This is a genomic window from Lentzea sp. NBC_00516 (genome assembly GCF_036346835.1).
GTDB lineage: Bacteria > Actinomycetota > Actinomycetes > Mycobacteriales > Pseudonocardiaceae > Lentzea > Lentzea sokolovensis.
Genome location: NZ_CP107840.1, coordinates 770,742 through 790,846 on the forward strand (window position 1 = coordinate 770,742; position 20,105 = coordinate 790,846).

14 protein-coding genes are annotated in these 20,105 nt (G+C 69.9%); 11 read left to right on the forward strand and 3 right to left on the reverse strand.

Annotated features, from left to right (window positions below; translation table 11 throughout):
- The first annotated feature begins 108 nt into the window (after positions 1 to 108).
- Positions 109 to 1,092, forward strand: a complete 984-nt coding sequence (locus OG205_RS03490) for a LacI family DNA-binding transcriptional regulator (protein WP_330274773.1) — start codon at positions 109 to 111, stop codon at positions 1,090 to 1,092.
- A gap of 162 nt (positions 1,093 to 1,254) precedes the next feature.
- Complete coding sequence (locus tag OG205_RS03495; RefSeq protein WP_330274774.1) at positions 1,255 to 1,944, forward strand: glycoside hydrolase family 12 protein; 690 nt, start codon at positions 1,255 to 1,257, stop codon at positions 1,942 to 1,944.
- Positions 1,945 to 1,960: 16 nt separating this feature from the next.
- Here OG205_RS03495 and OG205_RS03500 read toward each other — a convergent pair whose 3' ends face one another.
- Together OG205_RS03500 and OG205_RS03505 are read right to left on the reverse strand one after the other, a co-directional pair.
- The gene (locus OG205_RS03500) at positions 1,961 to 2,938 is read right to left on the reverse strand and encodes an acetylxylan esterase (protein ID WP_330274775.1); all 978 of its coding nucleotides are present in this window, start codon (positions 2,936 to 2,938) and stop codon (positions 1,961 to 1,963) included.
- 33 nt (positions 2,939 to 2,971) lie between these two features.
- The gene (locus OG205_RS03505; protein WP_330274776.1) at positions 2,972 to 5,797 is read right to left on the reverse strand and encodes a glycoside hydrolase family 3 C-terminal domain-containing protein; all 2,826 of its coding nucleotides are present in this window, start codon (positions 5,795 to 5,797) and stop codon (positions 2,972 to 2,974) included.
- Positions 5,798 to 5,957: 160 nt separating this feature from the next.
- Between OG205_RS03505 and OG205_RS03510 the strand changes: the two genes are divergently transcribed.
- The 9 genes from OG205_RS03510 to OG205_RS03550 all read left to right on the forward strand — a co-directional run bounded on the left by OG205_RS03510 (position 5,958) and on the right by OG205_RS03550 (position 19,663).
- Entirely contained in the window at positions 5,958 to 7,640 is a 1,683-nt protein-coding gene (locus OG205_RS03510; protein ID WP_330274777.1) for a hypothetical protein, read from the forward strand.
- Positions 7,637 to 8,593, forward strand: coding sequence for an ABC transporter permease (locus tag OG205_RS03515; protein ID WP_330274778.1), 957 nt, complete (start codon positions 7,637 to 7,639; stop codon positions 8,591 to 8,593). The genes OG205_RS03510 and OG205_RS03515 overlap by 4 nt, the downstream gene beginning before the upstream one ends.
- 5 nt (positions 8,594 to 8,598) lie before the next feature.
- Positions 8,599 to 9,567: a carbohydrate ABC transporter permease gene (locus OG205_RS03520; RefSeq protein ID WP_330274779.1), complete on the forward strand. Its 969-nt coding sequence runs from the start codon at positions 8,599 to 8,601 to the stop codon at positions 9,565 to 9,567.
- Positions 9,568 to 9,573: 6 nt separating this feature from the next.
- Entirely contained in the window at positions 9,574 to 10,602 is a 1,029-nt protein-coding gene (locus OG205_RS03525; protein WP_330274780.1) for a LacI family DNA-binding transcriptional regulator, read from the forward strand.
- A 40-nt stretch (positions 10,603 to 10,642) separates the two neighbouring features.
- Positions 10,643 to 12,679, forward strand: a complete 2,037-nt coding sequence (locus OG205_RS03530) for a glycoside hydrolase family 31 protein (protein ID WP_330274781.1) — start codon at positions 10,643 to 10,645, stop codon at positions 12,677 to 12,679.
- Entirely contained in the window at positions 12,676 to 14,655 is a 1,980-nt protein-coding gene (locus OG205_RS03535) for a beta-galactosidase (RefSeq protein ID WP_330274782.1), read from the forward strand. Before OG205_RS03530 ends, OG205_RS03535 begins: the two co-directional genes overlap by 4 nt.
- Positions 14,652 to 16,109 carry a glycoside hydrolase family 43 protein gene (locus OG205_RS03540; RefSeq protein ID WP_330274783.1) on the forward strand — a complete coding sequence of 486 codons (1,458 nt, stop codon included), beginning with the start codon at positions 14,652 to 14,654 and terminating at the stop codon, positions 16,107 to 16,109. Before OG205_RS03535 ends, OG205_RS03540 begins: the two co-directional genes overlap by 4 nt.
- 12 nt (positions 16,110 to 16,121) lie before the next feature.
- Positions 16,122 to 18,119 (forward strand): cellulase family glycosylhydrolase, encoded by a 1,998-nt coding sequence (locus OG205_RS03545; RefSeq protein ID WP_330274784.1) that lies wholly within the window; start codon positions 16,122 to 16,124, stop codon positions 18,117 to 18,119.
- A gap of 116 nt (positions 18,120 to 18,235) precedes the next feature.
- Positions 18,236 to 19,663, forward strand: coding sequence for a cellulose binding domain-containing protein (locus tag OG205_RS03550; RefSeq protein ID WP_330274785.1), 1,428 nt, complete (start codon positions 18,236 to 18,238; stop codon positions 19,661 to 19,663).
- A gap of 3 nt (positions 19,664 to 19,666) precedes the next feature.
- Here the strand turns inward: OG205_RS03550 and OG205_RS03555 are convergent, their stop codons facing one another.
- Positions 19,667 to 20,092 carry a nitroreductase family deazaflavin-dependent oxidoreductase gene (locus OG205_RS03555; RefSeq protein WP_330274786.1) on the reverse strand — a complete coding sequence of 142 codons (426 nt, stop codon included), beginning with the start codon at positions 20,090 to 20,092 and terminating at the stop codon, positions 19,667 to 19,669.
- Between the last annotated feature and the right edge of the window lie 13 nt (positions 20,093 to 20,105).

Genomic DNA, 20,105 nt, shown 5'->3' on the forward strand with positions numbered 1-20,105 from the left:
GCTGCACTGTGCTTGACGTGCGGGTTTCGCCTGTGTCACATTCTGAAACCACGTTCGAAGCGCTTCGATTCAATTCTGCTCGGGCGCTGCGGGACCGGAGGTGTCGGCGTGGTCACCATTGTGGACGTGGCGAGGCATGCGGGTGTCGCGCCCAGCACGGTTTCCTACGTGCTGACCGGCAAACGCCCGGTTTCGGCCGAAACCCGAATGCGGGTGGGGGAGAGCATTCGGCTGCTCGGCTACCAGCCGCACTCGGGGGCGAAGGCGCTGGCCGGCAGCCGGACGAACGTGCTGGCACTCGTCCTGCCGCTGCGGGAGGGCGTGCACCTGCCGGTGGTGATGCGGTTCGCCTCCTCGGTCGTCACCACCGCCCGCGAGCACGACATGGACGTGCTGCTGGTGACCGCGGACGAGGGCGCCGCCGGACTCCGCCGAGTCGCCGGCACCGCCAGGGTGGACGGGTTCCTCGTGATGGACGTGGGGCTGGAGGACGAACGCGTGCCGGTGTTGCGCGAGCTCGGCCGCCCGGCCGTCCTGCTCGGGCATCCCACCGTGGCGAACGGGCTGACCTGCGTCGATCTGGACTTCGAGGCGGCCGGCGCGCGGTGCGTCGACCACCTCGTCGAACTCGGGCACCGCACCATCGGCTTCCTCGGGGCGCCGGGAGCGGTCTACGCGCGCAACACGGGGTTCGCGCAGCGCACGCTCGCGGGGTTCAGCGCCGCGGCCATGCGGCGCGGTGTCGCGTCGACCGCCCTGCCCGCCGAACGGCACCGTGACGCCGTGCGTGCCGTGGTCGGGACGCTGCTCAGAGAGCTGACGCGGATGACCGCGCTGGTCGTGCACAACGAGGCGGTGCTGGGCCTGGTCGTGGAGTGCCTGCGGGCCGAGGGACGCCGTGTGCCGGAAGATGTCGCCGTGGTCGCGATCTGCCCGGACGAACTGGCCGAGCAGCTGCGGCTGACCTCGGTGCGGCTGCCCGCCGACGTGCTGGGGCGGCGCGCGGTCGAGCTGCTGATGGCCAAGCTGAACGGGCAGCAGCCCCCTGCGCTCACGTTGCTGCCACCGAAGCTGTTCAGCCGGACGGGATGAGGCGTGAATCGGATTCGTCGCACACTTGCGCGTGAATCCTCATCGAATTTTTTCGCTCGGTTGTGTTCGATGATTTCGATGTTAGGTTGAATTCAGCGAATCGCTTCGGCTTCTCGGGCGGCGCGAATTCCGTTCAATGGTGTGCGGAAGGGAAAATCGAAGATGAAAATCGTGCGTGCATTTGTTGTCGTGATGGCGGCTGCCCTGACGGTCTCCCTGGGGGCCGGCACCGCGTCCGCCGCGACCTGGAGTTCCTCCGACAGGTGGGGAACGTGGTCGAACGGCGGTTACACGGTCCGCAACAACATCTGGGGCAACGGGTACGGGCCGCAGACCATCTGGGCCAACTCCTACAGCAACTGGGGTCTCTGGGCGAACCACCCCAACACCGGCGGGATCAAGGCCTACCCGCACTCCGAACGGCAGGTGAACCGGCGGCTCAGCTCGCTCGGGAGCCTGTCGAGCAGCTTCAACGTCTCCTATCCGAACTCCGGCGCCTACACGACCGCCTACGACATCTGGGCCGACAACAACGCCTACGAGATCATGCTGTGGATGAACAAGGTCGGCCCGGTCGGCCCGATCGGGGCGCGCGAGACGACGGTGTCGGTCGGCGGCCACACCTGGGACGTCCACCGCGGCTCGAACGGCTCGAACCAGGTGTTCTCGTTCGTCCGCACGTCCAACACCGGGTCCGGCACGGTCAACGTCAAGGCGGTGATGGACTGGATCCGCAACCGCGGCTGGTTCGGTGACGTCACCGTCGGCTCCGTCCAGTTCGGCTACGAGATCACGTCGTCCAGCGGTGGCCTGAACTTCACCACCAACAGCTACTCGGTCTCCTTCGGCTGACGCCGGGCAGAGGGGATCACGGCGTCAGGGCCCGGTCGCGCAGCCACTCCAGCTGCGTGACCGGGTTGGACCCGTACCCGCCACCGTGGTCGGCGAACGGCCACACGGTCATGGTCCGGTCCTCGCCCGCGTAGTGGTTGAACGCGGCGTACACAGTGGACGGTGGGCAGACCGGGTCCATCAGCCCGACGCTGAACAACGCCGGCGCCGTCGCCCGTTGCGCGAAGTGGACACCGTCGAAGTAGGACAGCGTGCGGAAGGCCGGCTCCACCCCGTGCCTGCTGTGCCAGCGCAGGTACTCCGCGATCTCCACGTACGGACCCTCGCCGGCCATCTCGGCCGCGCGCCGGTAGTGGCACAGGAACGGCACGTCCGGCAGCGCGGCCGCGACGCGGTCCCGCGCCAGCCCGGCGACGGCGATGCTCAGCCCTCCGCCCTGGCTGCCGCCCGCGACGACCACCCGCTCCGGGTCCACCCCAGGCAGGTGGGGGACCGCGTCCACGGCGCGGACGCAGTCGGTGACGAGACGCCGGTAGTAGTGGTCGTCCGGTGAGTCGATGCCGCTGGTCATGAAGCCCTTGACCCACTGGGTGCCCCCGCCGGCCACGCGGTCAGGGGTGTCGTGCCCTTGACCGCGGCTGTCGACCACGAGCTGGGCGTACCCGGCGGCGGACCACAGCAGGTGGTCGGTGGGCAGGCCGCGACCGCAGCTGTAGCCCAGGTACGTGACGACGACGGGCAACGGGCCGTGGCTGCCGCGCGGGCGCAGCAGCCAGGCGGCCACCGGGTCGCCGCCGAAGCCGGGGAAGCGGACGTCGGCGACCTCGACGGTGCGCAGCAGGTGCCGGTCGGTGACCTCGGTGGCCTCCACCGCGCCACCGGCCGAACGGGCCTCGCCGAGCGTCCGGTCCCAGAACTCGTCGAAGTCCGGTGGTGCCTGAATCTCCGGACGGTAGACGACGAGTTCGTCGAGCGGGGCGTCCGTCAGCGGCATCGAGGCTCCTTCAGGCGGGTCGGCGTGCGGATCTCATTCTGCGGTGGAGAAGCGGAAGGACGTGAGCCGGAAGGAGCCGTGCAGGACCACCCGCAGGTCGTGGACCCCGGTCACCGCCGACGGCAGCGCCGCCGAGACGGTCGTCCACTCGTAACGGCCGCCGGTGGCCGGCACCGGGAGCTCCGCCAGCACTCCGTCGTCCGTCCTGAACTCCAGCCGTGCCAAGGGGTTCTCCGAGGAGACCTCCGCCTCGACGCGGAGCGCGCCGGACAGGTCGGTCCGCCCGAACCACAGGGTGGCCGGTCGATCGGTGTCGGTGGCGGTGACCGCGTCACCGGTCACGCGCGTGGCGTCGACGAGGGTCACGTTGTCGTGGTCGTCGAAGTCGGCGGCGAGAAGACGGCCGGCACCCGCACGAGGGGAGGGAGCCGGTCCTGCCACCGTGAGCGGGGCGGTGAGCACGACGTCCCCGGCCGACCGGGCGACGAGAACCTCGTAGGCGCCGGGATCCACCGCGAACGCACCGGTCGCGACGTCCCAGTGGGCGAGCTTGTCCAGGGGCAGCCGGAAGGACAGGACCCGGCTCTCACCGGGAGCCAGCGTGACCTTGCGGAAGTCGGCGAGCCGCAGCAGCGGGGCCTCGTACCGCGCGTGCAGCGCGCGGACGTAGAGCTGGACGACGTCGCTGCCGGTCCTGGCGCCGGTGTTGGCCAGCGTCACCGAGAGGTCGATCGCGCTGTCCCGGGTGGCGGTGTCCGACGACAGGATCAGGTCGCGGTGGGCGAAGCCGGTGTAGGAGAGGCCGTGGCCGAAGGGGTACAGCGGCGCGGCGCGGTGGTACTGGTAGGTCCAGCCCGCCTTGATGATGTCGTAGTCGAGCGGGTGTGGCAGCGCGTCGTCGCCGCGGTACCAGGTCTGCGGCAGGCGTCCGGCGGGTTCGGCCTCGCCGAGCAGGACGGCGGCCAGCGCCCGGCCGGTCTCCTGCCCGCCGTGGGACGTCCACACCACGGCGGGCAGGTGCTCGTCCGCCCAGTCCAGGGCGTAGGGGTAGCTGCTCATCACGACCAGCGCCGTGTCCGGCCGGACTCCCGCGACCGCGCGCAGCAGCGCGTCCTGGGCGGCCGGGAGCGCGATTCCCGTGCGGTCCTCGGTCTCCCGTCCGTGGATCAGCGGGTGGTTGCCGAGCACGACCACCGCGACGTCCGCCGACAGCGCGGCGGCCAGTGCCTCCGCGGTGCCGTCGCGCAGGACCTCGCGCTCCCAGCGCTCGGCGGCGTCGGCGGTCTCGGCGGTGACGCTCACCCTGCCGTCGACGGGATCGACGACGGCGTACCGGCCCGTGAGCACGTTCTGCAGCAACACCGAATCTTCGTCCTGCACGAGGCGGAACGTCTCGCGGACGTCCCAGCTCTTGATCAGTTCCTGGTCGGCGGCCAGCGAGGTGTCCTGGAGGCTCAGGTAGCGCCCGGACTCCGCCGACCGCAGCGTGAGCACGCCGCCGCCCCAGTCGACGACGTCGAACGGCGTCTTGCCCAGCAGTTCGCCGCTGGTGCGCGAGCGCAACGCGATCCGGTCGGAGCCGTCCGCGACGACCACCTCGCCGCCTTCGCCCAGGACGGACCGAAGTCCACTCGCGACGGTCACCTGGTACGGAAGCGTGCCGCTGTACCAGTCCTCGCACACCATGTCGGCGAGCGGGCCGATCACGGCGATCCGCGACGTGCTGCCAGATTCCAGCGGGAGCAGTCCCTCGTTGCGCAGCAGCACGACCGATTCAGTCGCGGACCGCAGTGCGAGGGCGCGGTGCTCGGCGCAGCCGATGACCTCGGGGCCGATGGTGGCGTACGGGTCGAGATCGGGGTCGAACTCGCCGAGGCGGAAGCGGATCTCCAGCTGCCGGCGCACGGCGCGGTCCACGTCCTCCTCGTCGATCAGGCCGCGCTCCAGCGCCTCGCGGAGCCTGCCGATCGGGACAGCGCTGTCTTCGCCGTGGTCGGTGAAGCTGTCGATGCCCGCCTTGAGCGCGGCGGCGTGGGACTCGGCGTGGTCGTCGAAGTAGTGCTCCGGGTCCACCAGGTTGGACGGCGCCTCCGCGTCGCTGACCACGAACAGCTCGTGCCCGGTCGGCTCGGCCCAGCGGCGCAGTTCCGTCCCGATGAGCGGCGTGACGTGGCACGGGCGGCCGTTGACCAGGTTGTAGCCGGCCATGGCGCCGGTGGCGGCGCCCGAGGCGACCACGGGGCGGAAGGCCGCGAGGTCGTACTCCTGCAGCACGCGCGGGCGCAGGCCGGAGGAGGTGACGCAGCGGTCGTCCTCGTTGTTGTAGGCCAGGAAGTGCTTGAGCACCGGGGCCGCGCGCAGGAACCGGTGGTGCTCGCCCGCGAGGCCGCGGCAGAACGCCGTGCCGATCCGCGCGGTGTGCACCGGGTCCTCGGAGTAGCCCTCCTCGTTGCGGCCCCAGCGGGGGTCGCGCAGCAGGTTCAGCACCGGAGCCCACGCCTGCAGGCTGTTCCTGCCCGAGCCGATGGCGGCCGGGCGGTGGTAGTGGAACGCCCTCAGCTCGACCGAGGTGGCCTCGGCGACGCGGCGCACCAGCTCCTCGTCCCAGGTCGCGCCCAGCCCGACCGCCTGGGGGAACACCGTGGCGGGGCCCAGCCACGCGACGCCGTGCAGCGCCTCCGATCCGGTGCGGAACACGTCCACACCGAGGCGGGGCACGGCCGGTGAGTACTGGTGCAGCATCGCGATCCGCTCGTCGAGCGTGAGCCGCGCCAGGAGATCGTCGATGCGCTTGCGCGTCGACAGTGCGGAGTCGCGGAAAGGCAGCCGATCAACGGCGGGCACGGACTCGGAAACCACGTGGTAACCCCTCAGCTCAGAGCTAGCGTTGAAGCGTTTCGACGGTGTCACGCAGAGGTTTCTGCTGTCAACGGTCTTGTCTGATGCGACCTGCGTCACTAACCTCCCCGACATCTGTTTAAGCGCTTCGACACTTCGACGATGAAGGATCGGTCCCGCCATGGGCAACGAGTTGAACCGCAGAAGCTTCCTCAACGCCGCCGTCTCGGCAGCAGGGCTCGTCGCGATGGGACCGCTGCTGTCCGCCTGCGGCAGCGGCCCGGCGCAGCGGGCCGGAGTGGGTTCCGAAGAGGCGCTCAAGGCCGTGTTGCCGGCCTACGTGCCGAACACGTCGATCAAACCGGACATCCCGTCCATCGCGGGCGGCCCCGACGTGATGACGAACCCCGGCTTCCTCAGCTACCCGGCGAACCGGGTCGCCACGGTGCCCGGTGTGCCGGGCAAGGGCGGCACGTACTCGGCGGTCACGCCGCTGTGGGGCACCATTCCTCCCGCAGACAACGCGTTCTACTCGGCGATGAACAAGGCTCTGGGCGTCCAGCTGGAGATGAAGCCGGCGGACGGCAACACCTACAACACGATCATCCCGACGATGACCGCCTCGAAGCGGCTGCCGGACTGGATCCAGCTGCCGACCTGGTGGAACTCCCAGATGAACGTCGGCGGGCTGGTGGGGAACCAGCTCGCTGACCTGACGCCCCACCTGTCCGGCGACAACATCAAGAAGTACCCCAACCTCGCGGCCATCCCGACCGCCGCGTGGCGAACCGGCGCCTGGGGCGAGAAGCTCTACGGGATCCCCTCGTTCGCCTCCGGCTTCCAGGTCGCGGGCACCCTCTACTACCGCCGCGACGTCTTCGACGCCAAGGGCATCACCGCCGACCAGGTCAAGTCCGCCGACGACCTGATGAGGCTCGGCAAGGAGCTGACCGACGCCAAGGGCGGCGTGTGGGCGTTCGACGACGTCTACCGCTACCTCTTCACCTCCTTCGGCGCGCCGCTGAAGTGGCGGGTGGACAACGGAAAGCTGGTCCACCTGTTCGAGACCGAGGAGTTCTTCGCGGCGCTCGACTGGAACAACAAGCTCGCGACCGCCGGTTATGTGCACCCTGATGCGCTGGCGGGCGACAACGCCAACGGCAACACGCGGTTCTACGGCAAGAAGACGCTGATCTCCAGTGGTGGCACGGGGGCGTGGAACCTCGCCGACCTCCAGTCCGGCAGGGCCGCCGACCCGAACTACCGGCGTGGGGCGTTCAACGTCATCGCCGCCGACGGCAAGAGCACGCCTCGCATCTACATGGGCGCGGGCGCCGACATCATGAGCTACCTCAACATCAACCTGAAGCCGGAACAGATCGAGGAGTGCCTGGCCGTCGCGAACTACCTCGCCGCGCCGTTCGGCTCCGCCGAGTTCACGATGGTCAACTTCGGCGTCGAGGGCACCCACTTCACCATGGTCGACGGCGCGCCGACGGCCACCGAGGCCGGTAAGAAGGAGGTCCAGGCGCAGACCTACCCGTTCCTGGCCGCGCCGGCCGCCGCGACCAACAGCCCCGGCGCACCGCAGGTCACCAAGGACTACCTCGCCTGGCAGGCCGCCAACGTGAAGGCGCTGGCCAAGCCGGTCTTCTGGAACATGAACATCAGCATGCCCCAGGCGCAGGCCACGGCGGACGCCGCGCAGCAGGTCGAGGACGCGATCAAGGACTGCATCCACGGCAAGAAGACGGTGGCCGCGGTGAAGGACGCCGTGGCGAGCTGGAAGACCAGCGGTGGCGGGGACAAGCTGATCCAGTGGACGAACGACAACGTCCTGCAGAAGCACGGCACCGGGCAGTGACCACGGCGGCCCCGACGCGGCCGGACCGCGCGACGCGACCGGCGCGGCAGAACTGGCGGGTGAGACTGCGCCGCGACCGGTCGCTGATCCTGATGACGCTGCCCGCCGTCGTCCTGCTGCTGGCGTTCAACTACGTCCCGCTGTTCGGGCTCGTCACCGCGTTCCAGGAGTACGACCCGCTGGCCGGGATCTGGTACAGCACGTGGGCGGGGCTCGACCAGTTCCAGCGGCTGTTCGGCGACGCGCTGTTCTGGAACGCGGTGCAGAACACGCTGTACCTGAGCTTCGTCCAGCTGATCCTGTTCTTCCCGGTCCCGATCGCGCTGGCCCTGCTGCTCAACTCGGTGCTGTCGTTGAGGATCCGCAACTTCATCCAGTCGGTCGTCTACCTGCCGCACTTCTTCTCGTGGGTGCTGGCCATCACGATCTTCCAGCAGATGCTCGGCGGTGCGGGAGCGCTCAACCACTTCCTGCGCAACAACGACATCGGCACCTGGGACGTCATGACGAACCCGGACACCTTCGCGCTGCTGATCTCCGCCCAGGTGATCTGGAAGGAGGCCGGCTGGGGGATCATCGTCTTCCTGGCAGCGCTCGCCGCCGTCAACACCGACCTCTACGAGGCCGCGGCGGCGGACGGCGCCGGGCGGTGGCGACGGCTGTGGCACATCACCCTGCCAGGGCTGCGCGGCGTCATCGTGCTGATGCTGGTGCTGCGCCTGGGAAACGCGCTGACCGTCGGCTTCGAGCAGTTCCTGATCCAGCGCAACGCCGTGGGCTACGACACGGCGGACGTGCTGGACACCTTCTCGTTCTACTACGGCATCGCGACCGGTGACTACAGCTACGGCGCGGCGGCGGGTCTGTTCAAGAGCGTGATCTCGCTGTTGCTCATCTGGGGTGCGAACAAGCTGGCGCACACCTTCGGCGAAGACGGGTTGTACCGGAGATGACCGACATGCTCACGATCGAACGCACGGCTGAGGTCGCGAAAACGCTTGCGCGGCAGCCGGTTCGCAAGAAGAAGCGGAACACGCGGCCGGCGTGGGAGGAACCGCCGACGATCGCCGGCGAGGCGGCCAAGGGCGTCACCCTCGGCGTCGTGCTGCTGGTGATGCTGGTGCCGTTGTGGATCATCGTGGTGACCAGCCTGTCCACCCAGGGCGCGGTCAACCGCGCCGGTGGCCTCGTGATCTGGCCCGACGGCCTGACCTTCGAGGCGTACCGGGTGATGCTGGAGGACACCACGGTGCGCACCGCGCTGCTGGTGAGTCTCGGCATCACCGCGGCCGGCACCGCCGTGTCGATGGCGGTCTCGGTCATGTGCGCCTACGGCCTGTCCCGGTCGCGGTCGTTCGCGCACCGTTTCCTGCTGACCCTGTTGATCGTCACCATGTTCGTCAACGGCGGCCTGATCCCTACCTTCCTGGTCGTCACCGGGCTGGGCGGCTACGGCCAGTGGTGGTCGCTGATCCTGCCGAGCGCGATCTCCGTCTTCAACATCCTGATCCTGCGGTCGTTCTACTCCAGCACCTCGGCAGACCTGATCGAGGCTGCGCGGATCGACGGCGCGGGGGACTGGCGGATCCTGTGGTCCATCGTGCTGCCGACCTCGCAGGCGGTGACCGCGGTGATGGCGCTCTTCTACGGCGTCGGCTACTGGAACTCCTTCTTCAACGTCATGTTGTACATGCCGACGGACAGCGAGAAATGGCCTCTGCAGTACGTGCTGTACACGTACGTCAACCGGGGCAACGGCATGCCGGGCTCGGTGAACTCGGGCTTCGGCACGGCGTTCTCCCAGACCGCGCCGCTGTCGCTGCAGATGGCCGTGGTGGTGCTGACGCTCGTGCCGTTGCTCATCGTTTATCCGTTCGTGCAGAAGCACTTCCGCACGGGCGTCCTGACCGGCGCGATCAAGGGCTGAACATTCATGGTGACCATTGCCGACGTGGCCAGGCACGCGGGCGTGTCGTCCAGCACGGTGAGCTACGTGCTCAGCGGCAAGCGCGCGATCTCCGAGGAGACCCGGCGCCGGGTGCGGAGTTCCGTGCGGGAGCTCGGATACCACCCCAACGCCGGTGCCCGTGCGCTGGCCGCGCGGCGGTCGCACATCATCGCGCTGATGGTGCCGTTGCGCACCGACGTCTACGTCCCGGTCATGATGGAGATCGCGATCTCGGTGACCACGGCGGCCCGTCAGCACGGGTACGACGTCCTGCTGATCACCAACGACGAGGGGCCTGACGGGGTCCGCAGGATCGCCGCCAGCGGTCTGGCGGACGGCCTGATCCTGATGGACGTCGAGCTCGACGACGAACGCATTCCGGTGCTGCGCGCGCAGGGCACCCAGGCCACGCTCATCGGACTGGCCGACGACGCGCGCGGACTGTCCTGTGTGGACCACGACTTCGTGGCGGCCGGGGCGTTGTGCGCGGACCACCTCGCCGATCTCGGTCACCGCGAGATCGCGTTCATCGGCTACGGCTCCGGGGTCTACCACCGGCACGCCGGGTACGCCGAACGCACCCTCGCCGGGTTCCGCGACCGGGCGGGGGAGCGTGGTCTGCGCTTCCTGCACCGGACCTGCGAGGGCACCTACGAGAGCACCGCGGGCACCCTCGCCCGAGTTCTGGCCGACCGTCCCGGCACCACCGGGTTCGTGGTGCAGAACGAGGGCGCGATCGGCCCGTTGCTCAACCTGCTGCGCACCAGCGGGCGGACCGTCCCCGAGGACGTCTCGGTGATCGCGTTGTGCCAGGACCAGCTCGCCGAGCAGTTCGCGCCGAGGCTCACGGCGGTGACGGGGTCCGCGCAGGAACTCGGCCGGGTCGCCGTCGAGCAGATCGTCGGCAGGCTCGCCGCGTCGCGTGACGGCGGCCGCCCTGACGACGACCGGGCTCTGCTCACGCCGACGCTCACCGTGCGCGAGAGCACGGGACCCGCGCCGCTGCTTCCCTGACCTTCTCCCGCACTCATCCAGGAACGTGAGGAGCTTCCGCATGCCCCAGCACTTCCGAGACCTCGGCACCGCACTCGAATGGCGGGCCAGGGGCGAGACGCTCCGAGTCGAGGTGTGGGGCTCCGACGCGGTCCGCGTGCGCGCCACTCCCGCCGGTCCGCTGCTCGACGACCTCCCCGGCGCGTTGCTCGGCACGCCACCGGACGGCGGCCAAGTGGAGATCAAGATCTCCGAGCACCACGCCACCCTCGTGCACGGCGCGCTCACCGTCCGGATCGACGCCGGCACCGAAGGCTCCCTGACCCCGGAACTGGGGGCGCTCGCGGGAAGTCTGACGTTCAGCAGGACCGAGGACGGCACCGAGCTCCTCGCGGAGCAACCGGCCCACTTCTGGTGGCCCGGGCCTCGTCTCGCCACCGCGACCGGCAACGGCCATCACCGGCTGGAGCAGCGTTTCCGTGCCTATGAAGGGGAACGGCTCTACGGCCTCGGCCAGCACACCCACGGCATGCTCGACCAGAAGGGCGCGGTCATCGACCTCGTCCAGCGCAACGCCGAGGTCACCATCCCGTTGCTGGTCTCCGACCGCGGCTACGGCCTGCTGTGGAACTCGCCCGCGATCGGGCGGGTGGAGCTCGCGGAGACCGGGACGCGCTGGGTGTCCGACAGCGCCCGCCAGATCGACTACTGGTTCACCGCGGGCAAGCCGGCCGACGTGCTGCGGCGCTATGCGGACGTGACGGGGCACTCGCCGGAGCTTCCCGAGTGGGCTTCCGGTTTCTGGCAGTGCAAGCTGCGCTACCGCACCCAGGAGGAACTGCTCGAGGTCGCCCGCGAGTACAAGCGGCGCGGGCTGCCGTTGTCCATGATCGTCTGCGACTTCTTCCACTGGACCCACCTCGGCGAGTGGAAGTTCGACACCTCCGAGTGGCCCGACCCGGCGGCGATGGTCCGCGAGCTCGACGAGATGGGCGTCAAGCTGATGGTCTCGGTCTGGCCCTCGGTCAGCCCGGCCAGCGAGAACTACCACCCCATGCTGAACCAGGGACTGTTCGTCGGCACCGAGTTCGGGCCGATGGCGCACGCCGACTGGCCGGACAAGGGGCTCGGCGCCTACTCCGCCCAGGTCGCCTTCTACGACGCCACCAACCCCGAGGCGCGCGAGTACGTCTGGGAACGGATCCGGCGCGGCTACCACGACCTCGGCATCTCCGTGTACTGGCTGGACGCCGGCGAACCCGAGCTCAAACCCGGCCACCAGTACAACCTGCGCTACCACGCGGGTCCCGGTCTGGAGGTCGGGAACCTCTATCCGCGCGAGAACGCCAGGACCGTCCACGAAGGACTGACCGCGGCGGGGGAGACCGAGATCATCTCGCTCAACCGCTCCTCGTGGGCGGGCGCGCAGCGGTACGGCGCCGCGCTGTGGTCAGGCGACATCGGCACGGACTTCGCCACGCTGCGCACGCAGATCAAGGCCGGGCTGAACGTCATGATGTCCGGCATTCCCTGGTGGACGACGGACATCGGCGGTTTCCACGGCGGCGATCCCGACGACCCCGCCTACCGCGAGGTCCTGGTGCGCTGGTTCCAGTACGGCACGTTCTGCCCGCTGTTCCGCCTGCACGGTTTCCGCGGCGACGAGCAGGTGCTGGAGCCCGCGATGACGGGGCTGCCCAACGAGGTCTGGTCCTACGGCGAGGAGGCGTACGAGATCCTCGCCGGGCACCTGAGGCTGCGGGAGCGCCTGCGCCCCTACGTGATGGAGCAGATGCGCACGGCCTCCGAGACCGGTGTGCCGCCGATGCGGCCGGTGTTCCTGGAGTTCCCGGACGACCCGGCGGCGTGGCGGGTCGAGGACGCGTTCCTGCTCGGTCCCGACCTGCTCGTGGCTCCGATCACCGAGGCGGGCGCCCGCGAGCGTGATGTCCACCTGCCCGCCGGCGCGCGGTGGACCGACGCGTGGACCGGCGAGGAGCACGACGGCGGGCGGACGGTCACCGTCGCCGCGCCGCTCGACCGCATCCCGCTGTTCCTGCGCGACGGCGCCCGGCTCCCCGTGCGGGAGGAGGCGTGATCGCGAACCGGCTGGGAGGCCTGGCCTTCGGCGGCGACTACAACCCCGAGCAGTGGGACGAGCGGGTGTGGAAGGAGGACGACGAGCTGATGCGCGAGGCCAGGGTCAACCTGGCCACGGTCGGCGTCTTCTCCTGGGCGCTGCTCGAGCCGGAGGAGGGCCGCTACGACTTCGGGTGGCTCGACGCGCACCTGAACCGCCTGCACGCCAACGGGGTCGCGGTCGACCTGGCCACGCCGACCGCCTCCCCGCCGCCGTGGTTCACGCTGGCTCACCCGGACGCCATGCCGGTCACCCGTGAGGGCACCAGGCTGGTCCACGGCAGCCGCGACACCTACTGCGTCAGCGCCCCGGCCTTCCGCGCGGCGTCCCGGCGCATCGCCTCCGCGCTCGCGCAACGCTACGGCGACCATCCCGCGGTCGCGTTGTGGCACGTGCACAACGAGTACGTGACGTTGTGCTGGTGCGAGCACACCGCCGCCGCGTTCCGGGTCTGGCTGCGCGCCCGGCACGGTTCGCTGGACGCGCTCAACGAGGCGTGGGGGACGGCGTTCTGGAGCCAGCGGTACGGCAGCTGGGAGCAGGTCCTGCCGCCGCGCGCCACCCAGTGGCACCGCAACCCCGGTCTCACGCTGGACTTCAGCCGGTTCTTCTCCGACGAGGTGGTCGCCGCCTACACCGAGCAGCGGGACGCGATCCGCGCGCACAGCGACCGGCCGGTGACGACGAACATGATGCAGCCCGGCTACCAGAACGTCGACCTGTGGGCGCTGAGCCGCGAGGTCGACCTGGTCGCGATCGACCACTACCCGGACCGGCCGGGTCTCGACGCGGCGGCGGACGTCGCGTTCGCCGCGGACCGGGCCCGCTCGTTCGGCGGCGGCAGGCCGTGGCTCCTGATGGAACAGGGCACCAGCACGGTCTACGAGCGGGGCAGGACGCTGGCCAAGGAACCCGGCGAGATCCTGCGGCACTCGCTCGGCCACATCGCGCGCGGCTCCGACGGCGCGCTGTTCTTCCAGTGGCGCCAGTCGAAGGCGGGCGCCGAGCAGTGGCACTCGGCGATGGTCCCGCACGCCGGTCCGGACAGCCGAGTCTTCGCCGAGGTGAAGGCGACGGGCGAGGCCGTGTCCCGGCTCGGGGACCTCGCGGGCTCGACCGTGACCGCCGACGTGGCCGTGCTGCACGATTCCGACGCCTGGTGGGCGTTGAACTCGGACGGCCTGCCCTCGTCCGAGCTCGGCTACCACTCCGCACTGCGCAACGCGCACCGGGCGTTGTGGGACAACGGCGTGGTCACCGACTTCGCGCACCCGGAGGCGGACCTGAGCCGGTACCGGCTGGTCGTCGCCCCGGCGCTGTACCTGCTCTCCGACGCGGGCGCGGAGAACCTGCGCCGCTACGTCGTCAACGGCGGAACGTTGCTGGTCCAGTACTTCAGCGGGGTCGTCGACAGCCGCGCGCACGCCCGGCTCGGCGGCTATCCGGCCGGCCCGCTGCGTGAGGCGCTGGGCATCCGGGTCGAGGAGTACCGGCCGCTGCGGCACGAGGAACGGATCGTCCTCTCGGATTCCTCGCACGGCACGGTCTGGAGCGAGTCGGTGCGCGCACAGGGCGCGGAGACGGTCGCCGCGTACACCCACGGCGCGCTCGCCGGTTCTCCCGCGCTGACCCGGAACCACTGCGGCGCGGGCGATGCCTGGTACCTGTCCACCCGGCTCGACGACGCGGACTACACGGCACTGCTGTCCCGGCTGCTGGACTCCGCCGGTGCCGGCCCGGTCCTGCCCGGCCTGCCGTCCGGCGTCGAAGTCGTTGTCCGCCAGGGCGAGGACGGCCGCCGCTGGCACTTCGTGCTCAACCACCGCGCCGAACCCGTGTCCCTGCCCGATACCGCCCACGACGTGCTGACGGGCGGACCGGTGCGGGAGCTGCCACCTGGCGGATGCGCTGTGCTGACAGAAGCCGGCCGGTGACGATCCCCGTGATCCCGGGAATGCACCCCGACCCGAGCGTGTGCCGGGTGGGGGAGGACTACTACCTGGTGTGCTCCAGCTTCGAGTACTTCCCCGGCACCCCGGTCTTCCACAGCCGGGACCTGAAGAGCTGGACGCAGATCGGCAACGCCCTGGAGCGTCCCGGCCAACTGCGCCTGACCGCGGAAACGCCGTCGTCGGCGGGGATCTACGCGCCGACGTTGCGCCACCACGACGGCCGGTTCTGGCTGATCGTCACGAGCGTGAGCCACGGCGGCGGCAACATGGTGTTCACCGCTACCGATCCGGCAGGGCCGTGGTCCGACCCGGTCCCGCTGCCCGGCGTCGGCGGCATCGACCCGGACCTCGCCTGGGACGACGAGGGCACCTGCTGGTGCACGGTCGCCGGGGTGCGGCAGTACCGCGTCGACCCGGCGACCGGCGAGACGTTCGGTGAGCCGCGACGGCTGTGGTCCGGAACCCCCGGCGCCAAGGCACCGGAAGCGCCGCACCTGTACCGGATCGGCGACCACTGGTACCTGCTGATCGCCGAGGGCGGCACCGAACGGGGCCACGGCGTCTCGATCGCCCGCGCCTCGTCGCCGGACGGCCCGTTCGAGCCGTGCCCCGCCAACCCGATCCTGAGCCACCGCAGCACTGACGAGCGCGTCCAGAACACCGGTCACGCTGATCTGGTGCAGGCGCCGGACGGTGCGTGGTGGATGGTGCTGCTCGGCGTGCGGCCCGGCGGCGGGACCCCCGGCTGGCACGTGCTCGGCCGGGAGACGTTCCTGGCGCCGGTGACGTGGACCGACGGCTGGCCGGTGGTCGGGGAGCTGACGCCGGGCGCACCCGGTTCCGCCGCGCCGGAACGGGACGACTTCGACCTCACCGAGCTGCGGCCGTGCTGGGTCTCCCTGCGCGACCGCTCCGAGCAGCACTGCACCACGAAGGAACGCCAGGGCTGGCTCACGCTGCACGCCCGCGGGTCCGGAATGGACGATCCCGCCGTCGTGTTCGCCGGGCGGCGCCAGCAACACCTGTCCTGCGTCGCCCGCACGTTGCTGGATCCGTCAGAGGGCCGTGGTGGCCTGGCGGTCCGGCTCGACGAGGTACACCACTACGAGATCGAGGTCGCGTACGGGGAGGTGCGGGTCCTTGCCCGCATCGGACCGGTGGCCACTGTGGTCGCCTCCCGGCCGGTGCCGGAGGGGCCGGTGGTCCTGGTCGTGCGCGTGGAAGAGGCCCGGGACCTGCGGGACGCGCGCTCCGGGCCCGACACCCTGTCGTTCGGCGTGGAGGAGCCCGACGGCGCCTTCACCGCACTCGCCACGCTCGACGGCAAGTACCTCTCGACCGAGGTCGCCGGTGGGTTCACCGGCCGCGTCATCGGCCTGTACGCCGCCGCGGGCACCGTCCACTTCGACTGGTTCGAATACCTGCAGCTCGACTGAATGCGAGGGTTCATGAACGGATCACGCAGGGCAGTGCTCGGCGCGGTGGTGGCCCTGGTGGCCGCCGTCGTGCCGGCGACAGCGTCCGCGGCCGCCGATACCGGCTGTGAGATCACCTATTCGGTGAAGGGCCAGTGGCAGGGCGGCTTCGTCGCCGACGTCGCCGTGACCAACCGCGGCGCGGCCCTCGACGGCTGGAAGTTGAGCTGGGACTGGCCGTCCGGCCAGCAGGCGGGCCACGGCTGGAACGCGAGGATCACCGAGGCCGGTCAGCAGGTCACGGCCGAGAACACCGGCTACAACGCGAAGATCGCGACGAACGCGACGGTGAAGTTCGGCTTCAACGGCACCTGGGAGGAGGCCAACACGGCGCCGTTGTCGTTCTCTCTCAACGGAGTCACGTGCGTCCACGGCGGCCCGCGCCTGAGCGCGATGCAGCACACCGAGGCGATGCAGCCGGGGTGGAACCTGGGCAACACGCTGGACTCGACGGGCAGCGACGAGACGTCGTGGGGCAACCCGCGCATCACGGAAGCCCTGCTGGACAACGTGAAGGCGCAGGGCTTCAAGAGCGTGCGCCTGCCCGTCACGTGGAGCGCGCACCTGGGGCCCGACCACGTGATCGAGCCGGCGTACCTCGCCCGCGTCAAGGAGGTCGTGCGCTGGGCGCTGGCCCGCGACCTGTACGTGATGGTCAACATCCACCACGACTCGTGGCAGTGGATGTTGAACATGCCGGCGGAGCACGACTACGTGCTCGCCCGGTTCAACGCGATCTGGACGCAGCTCGTGGGCGCCTTCGCGGAGTTCGGGCCCAAGCTGACGTTCGAGAGCTGGAACGAGCCGCAGTTCACCGGAAGCACCGGCAAGCCGCAGGAGATCGCGCTCAACAGCGAGCTCAACGCGTCGTTCCACGACATCGTGCGGCGGTCGGGCGGCAACAACGCCACCCGCCTGCTGGTCCTGCCGACCCTGCACACCTCGTCCGAACAGGGGTACATCGACCCGCTGGTGGAGCAGATCCGAGGGTTCGCCGACCCCAACCTGATCGCGACCGTGCACTACTACGGCTACTGGCCGTTCAGCGTCAACGTCGCCGGCGGCACGCGCTACGACGCGACCGCGCAGAAGGACCTGACCGACATGTTCGACCGCGTGCACGACAGCTTCGTCGCGCGCGGCATCCCGGTGATCATCGGCGAGTACGGCCTGCTCGGCTTCGACCGGCACACCGGCACCATCGAACAGGGCGAGAAGCTCAAGTTCTTCGAGCACCTCGGCTACTACGCGCGCACCAAGAAGGTCACCACCATGTTGTGGGACAACGGCCAGCACCTGAACCGCACCTCGGGGCAGTGGAACGATCCCGAGCTCTACGCGCAGATCAGGTCGAGCTGGACGACCCGCTCCGGCACCGCCTACACCGACCAGGTGTTCAGCGAGAAGTCGAGCCCCATCACGGCCAAGACCATCGCGCTCAACCTCAACGGCACCAAGTTCACCGACCTCTACCACGGCTCCACGAAGCTGACGCGCGGCCGTGACTACACGATCGCGGGCGACCAGCTCACCCTGACCGCGTCCGCGCTGACGAGGCTGAGCGGTTCCCGGGGCTACGGCACGAACGCGGTGCTGACGGCCCGCTTCTCCCAGGGCGTGCCGTGGCGGCTCCACGTCATCACCTACGACACTCCAGTGCTGTCCAACGCCTCCGGGACGACGGAGAAGTTCGAGATCCCGACGGCCTTCCGCGGTGACCAGCTCGCCACCATGGAGGCCAGGTACGACGACGGCACCAACGCGGGGCCGAACGACTGGACCTCGTTCAAGGAGTACGACCGGACCTTCCTGCCCAACTACACCGACGGGCGCACGACCCTGACGCCGGACTTCTTCGCCGCTGTCCGGGAGAACGCGCGAGTGACGCTGACGTTCCACTACTGGAGCGGCCTCAAGGTCACCTACTTCGTCGTCAGGTCTGGCAGTTCGGTGACCGGCACGGCCGCCTGACCGAACGGCGTCGAACGGGATCGTTCTCCCGTTCGACGCCGTTCGACACTACCGTTGACCTCCAACGAGGTTCCGTGTTCGCCGCATCCATCCACAGTGGACTCAAGGAGCACAGGGTGTACCGGTTCAAGCGGTCGGCAGCCGCCGTCCTCACCGCCGCGCTGACCGCGGCGGTCACGATCAGCAACGTCCCGCAGGCCGGAGCCGCCGCGGGCTGCCGGGTCTCCTACCAGGTGACCCACGAGTGGCAGGGCGGCTTCAGCGCGGACGTGAACGTCACGAACCTCGGCGATCCGGTCACCGGCTGGCAGCTGGCGTGGTCGTTCGGCGCCGGCCAGACGGTGGGCCAGCTCTGGAACGGCAAGGTGCGCCAGTCCGGCGCGCAGGTCACCGTCGACGACGCGGGGTACAACGGCTCGCTCGGCTCCGGCACCAGCGCCGGGTTCGGTTTCATCGGCACCACCAACGGCTCCGGCAATCCCGTGCCCGCCGGCTTCACGCTCAACGGCACGGCGTGCACGGGCACGGCGCCCGCACCGGACCCGCTGGAGCTGGCGCACACCGCGGGCCGGGTCACCGCGTCCGGGCAGTACTCCTGGCCCGGGGTCTACTTCGAGGGCCGGTTCAGGGGCACCGGCGTCGGGATCGTCCTCAACGACTCGGTGAACGACTACGACGTGCAGATCGACGGCGCGACCGTCGCGTCGCTGGTGATGCCGGGCAGGACCACGTACTGGGTCCGCGACCTGAGCAACACCGAGCACCGCGTTCGTCTGGTCAAGCGGACCGAGAGCACCTGGGCGGCGGGGGAGTTCGGTGGCTTCGTCGCCGCGAACGGCGGGGCGGTTCTCGCCAAGCCGGCCGCACGGACCCGGCAGATCGAGTTCATCGGCGACTCCCTGACCGCGGGCTACGGCAACCTCTCGACCACCCGTGACTGCTCCGCGAACGGCGGCGTCACCCGCAACACCAACACCGACATCAGTTTCGGTGCGCTCGCCGCGAAGACGCTGAACGCCGACTACCAGGTCAACGCGTTCTCCGGCCGCGGCATGGTGCGCAACTACAACGGCGGCGAGCCCGGCACCAGCTACCGCACCTACTACGACCGGGCGTTGCTGCACGTCGACGGCGACGTGTGGCGCAACCCCGGCACGTGGCGCCCGCAGCTGGTCGTGGTCGGCCTGGGCACCAACGACTTCTCCACCGCCCTCAACCCCGGTGAGCAGTGGCCTGCCCAGGACAGCCTGGTCACCGCGTACAAGTCCGCGTACCAGGGCTTCCTCGACAAGCTGCGCACCCGGTACGGCCCGGCCACGACGATCGTCGTGAGCGTCCCCGAGGCCTCCGGCACGTTCGCCGACGCCGTCCGCCAGGTCGTGCAGGACCGCAACAGTCAGGGCGACAGCCGGGTCCGCCACTGGAACTACAGCGACCCGGCGCTGGACCGCCTCGGGTGCGACTGGCACTTCTCGGCGCGCGACCACCGGCTGATCGCGGGGAAGCTCGGCGACTACCTCGCGACGCTGCCCCTGGCCTGGTGACGCCTACTTCGGGTCGAGCACGAACAGCGGGATCAGCCGGTCGGTCTTCTCCTGGTACTCGGCGTAGTTGGGGAAGGCCGCGACGGCGCGCTCCCACCACTCGGCCCGCTCGGCGCCGTCGACCTCACGGGCGACGTAGTCCTTCACCTCGGTGCCGTCCTGAAGGACGATCTCCGGGTGGGCCTTGATGTTGAAGTACCACGTGGGGTGCTCCGGCGCGCCGCCCTTGGACGCGACGACCGCGTAGCTGCCGTCGTGCTCCACGCGCATGACCGGGGTGTAGCGCAGGGCACCGCTCTTCGCGCCGCGCACGGTCAGCAGCACGATCGGCCTGCCGACGACCTTGATGCCCTCGGTCGTCCCGGTCTCGAGGATCTGCTTCGTCTGGTTCTGGACCCACTCGGTCGGGCTGAGCTTCACATCTGCCATGTCAGCGATCAAC

What these genes read in the sequence shown, in the direction of transcription:
- OG205_RS03495 (WP_330274774.1), top strand. Translation starts at nt 1,255, where the DNA reads ATGAAAATCGTGCGTGCATTTGTTGTCGTGATGGCGGCTGCCCTGACG.
- OG205_RS03500 (WP_330274775.1), bottom strand. Translation starts at nt 2,938, where the DNA reads ATGCCGCTGACGGACGCCCCGCTCGACGAACTCGTCGTCTACCGTCCG.
- OG205_RS03510 (WP_330274777.1), top strand. Translation starts at nt 5,958, where the DNA reads ATGGGCAACGAGTTGAACCGCAGAAGCTTCCTCAACGCCGCCGTCTCG.
- OG205_RS03520 (WP_330274779.1), top strand. Translation starts at nt 8,599, where the DNA reads ATGCTCACGATCGAACGCACGGCTGAGGTCGCGAAAACGCTTGCGCGG.
- OG205_RS03525 (WP_330274780.1), top strand. Translation starts at nt 9,574, where the DNA reads ATGGTGACCATTGCCGACGTGGCCAGGCACGCGGGCGTGTCGTCCAGC.
- OG205_RS03530 (WP_330274781.1), top strand. Translation starts at nt 10,643, where the DNA reads ATGCCCCAGCACTTCCGAGACCTCGGCACCGCACTCGAATGGCGGGCC.
- OG205_RS03545 (WP_330274784.1), top strand. Translation starts at nt 16,122, where the DNA reads ATGAACGGATCACGCAGGGCAGTGCTCGGCGCGGTGGTGGCCCTGGTG.
- OG205_RS03555 (WP_330274786.1), bottom strand. Translation starts at nt 20,092, where the DNA reads ATGGCAGATGTGAAGCTCAGCCCGACCGAGTGGGTCCAGAACCAGACG.